Genomic DNA, 2,756 nt, shown 5'->3' on the forward strand with positions numbered 1-2,756 from the left:
TACAACACCGTATAAAAATAATTGTGGTTTAGTGCTTAATCAAAGGTCGTTGCGTGTTTGTAACGTCTGATTTTCCTTCGGAAAATCCTCGCATACAAACCCACAACTATTCTTATACATAAACGTTGGCAACAAGCTGAACAAAAACTAAATGAATAAAAATTTGAAATGTTTTCTTTCTTCGTCACACAATGTTGACACATCGATTATCAAGAATGTTCTTGCTGAAAACGATGTGGACACTTTTGATTTATATGACTTTTCCGTTGGAGACTCAATTCAGCAAATCTTGAAAAGAAAAATAAAGGATGCTGATTTTGCGATATTTATAATAACTGACAATAACCCAAATGTAATTTACGAAATGGGTGTTTGTGAAGGACTTGGAAAACAACATTTTATTCTTCTCGATAAAGATTTAAAAATCCCTTTTTACATTGAGAACAAGTTGTTCATTAGAACTGATGTAAATGATATTGAATTTACAAAAAACTCAATTTTAAAATTGCTTTTAGACATAAAGAAAAAGCCAAAGCAATATTATTCAAAGCAAAAAAGTAAATTAAAAAGGACAATAGAATATCATACTGAAACAAAAATTCAATTAAGAGATATTCTTCCCGAAATTCAGGACTTACGAAACTATACAACAGGAAATAGAAATGGTCTAAATTCTGCTAGAAATGGTTTGAAAATGGAGGATATTACTGCTAGAATTTTCAATATCCTAAAACTAAACTATGTCGAGAATAACACCAATAAAGATAAAGGAATTGATTTCGCCTTATGGAGTGATAATTTGGGGAAAGTTATAGGAAATCCAATAATTTTCGAACTTAAATATGGTCGTTTAAATAAAGCTAGACTTGAAAATGCAGAAAACCAAATTAGAAAATACATTGAGGTTTCTGATGCAAAAGTTGGTGTTTTACTGTATCTCGACACAGAAAACAAAAGACACAAAATTAAATCCTCACTTTATCCTTTAATTATTAGTTATGATTTAGAAGACTTTGTGAATGAATTAATAGAAAATTCTTTTGACACTATATTGTTAAATAAGAGAAATAAAATAGCTCACGGACTTGAATAATGGCTAGATTTTCTCAACCAAAAATATCGCGTCTATTAAGAGAATCTGATACAGCACCTAACACTTATATTAAAGGAGCAAAATTGGAAGAACTTGTTCGTTACATTTTTTGTAAAGTTCCAAAAGTAACACACTACGATTCCAATGTTTTAGATGGTGTAAGAGCTCACGAGCTTGATGTTGTTTTTAGTAATGACACTCGAAATTCTGATTTATATTTTTTGGATTATGCAATAATAACCGAATGCAAGAACACGGGAAGCCCAGTTAGTAGTGCTCAAGTAGGTTGGTTTGTAAGAAAATTGCAAGATAGATTTGCAACAATGGGAATTTTGATTTCTTTAAACGGAATTACAGGAGCAGGAGATGGAGTAAGTAATGCTCATAGCGAAATTTTAAATGCTTTGATTAGAGATAATATTAGGATTTTAGTAATAACAAGAGAAGATATTTTAGCATTTACAAATACGGATGATTTAGTACAATTATTGCAAAGAAAATTGATGAAATTGAATATTCATAGAACGATTGAATAAAAGCCAGTTGCCAACACCGTGTATAATTCATTGCTAGTTATAGCTTACTTACGAAAGTCCTCGCGGACTTTCTATCTGTGATTTATTTGCTAAATTTAGTGCTTAAACACGCAACGAAATCATACACAAACACGTTGTACAAAATTAAAAAAAACATTATGCGATTTTATTTAAAAACTATATTAACCATCATTCTCGTATTGCTAACAATCATATCATGCTCAAAAGCAGAGGATGGAATTGATGGATTTAATTCAATTATATCAACAGAAATTGAATTAAGTGGTATTAACTGCCAAGCTGGAGGTATAAGAGTTAGTACGGGGCTTGATTTGAACAGAAATAATATTCTTGAGCAAAATGAAATTGAAAATACAGATTATATATGTAATGGAGATGGAGGTATTATTGAACTAGATAATCTTGTAAGGCTTGAATTGGGATCACCAAATGTAATGTCGTGTGGTACTAATTGGTATATATCTGAATTTGATACTTTTCATTTCCCAGATTTCAATAAATCCGATTACTCGAATGTATCTTCTATTTTGTTTGTTCCTTCAATGATTAGTCAACCTGGTAATAATATAATTATTGAATTGTATAACATAACCGATAATGAATCTATAATAAATTCTCAATTAACACATAATACAGATGAGTATGTTTTTAAATATTCAGAAGACATATACAATAATCTACCCAATCATACTATTACATTAGGTATTCGTATGAAAAACAGCACACCTAATGGCTGTGGTGGTTTAGGAGTTAAATCATATTTATATATTTTGAGAGAATAACTTTGTACAACAAAGTATAAAATCAATGCGGGAGTTGTCGCTAAATTAAAAGTTAAGGTATATTTAGAGATCGCCGAATTTTTACAAATCAGACTTTTGATATAAATAAAAAATAAAAAGCGGAATTTGTAAAAATCGGCTTGTGCTACTGCCGAATGGCTAATGCCATTCTTCATCCGCACTGCTATTATACAGAGACGTTGTAAAACATTTGAAAAGAACATTTGTCATACCAATTTTAATTCTGATTTCAATGATTTCGGAGAGTTGCGGAGAAGTTGTAAAAACTACTTTCGGAAATCATATGGCTTATGTTTTTGGTTC

The 2,756-nt window shown here is 30.3% G+C and carries 3 protein-coding genes; all 3 read left to right on the forward strand.

The window, feature by feature from the left end:
• The first annotated feature begins 151 nt into the window (after window positions 1–151).
• The 3 genes from GB234_RS14905 (at window position 152) to GB234_RS14915 (ending at window position 2,432) form a co-directional block, all read left to right on the forward strand.
• Entirely contained in the window at window positions 152–1,093 is a 942-nt protein-coding gene (locus GB234_RS14905) for a hypothetical protein (RefSeq protein ID WP_151895373.1), read from the forward strand.
• Window positions 1,093–1,629: a hypothetical protein gene (locus GB234_RS14910; RefSeq protein WP_151895374.1), complete on the forward strand. Its 537-nt coding sequence runs from the start codon at window positions 1,093–1,095 to the stop codon at window positions 1,627–1,629. The genes GB234_RS14905 and GB234_RS14910 overlap by 1 nt, the downstream gene beginning before the upstream one ends.
• A gap of 158 nt (window positions 1,630–1,787) precedes the next feature.
• A complete protein-coding gene (locus GB234_RS14915; protein ID WP_151895375.1) occupies window positions 1,788–2,432 on the forward strand; it encodes a DUF7151 family protein in 645 nt (214 codons plus the stop codon).
• Window positions 2,433–2,756 lie beyond the last annotated feature (324 nt).

The sequence above is a fragment of the Patiriisocius marinistellae genome (assembly GCF_009014635.1).
GTDB lineage: Bacteria > Bacteroidota > Bacteroidia > Flavobacteriales > Flavobacteriaceae > Patiriisocius > Patiriisocius marinistellae.

Coding starts and splice junctions, on each gene's coding strand:
- GB234_RS14905 (WP_151895373.1), top strand. CDS start 152: ATGAATAAAAATTTGAAATGTTTTCTTTCTTCGTCACACAATGTTGAC.
- GB234_RS14910 (WP_151895374.1), top strand. CDS start 1,093: ATGGCTAGATTTTCTCAACCAAAAATATCGCGTCTATTAAGAGAATCT.
- GB234_RS14915 (WP_151895375.1), top strand. CDS start 1,788: ATGCGATTTTATTTAAAAACTATATTAACCATCATTCTCGTATTGCTA.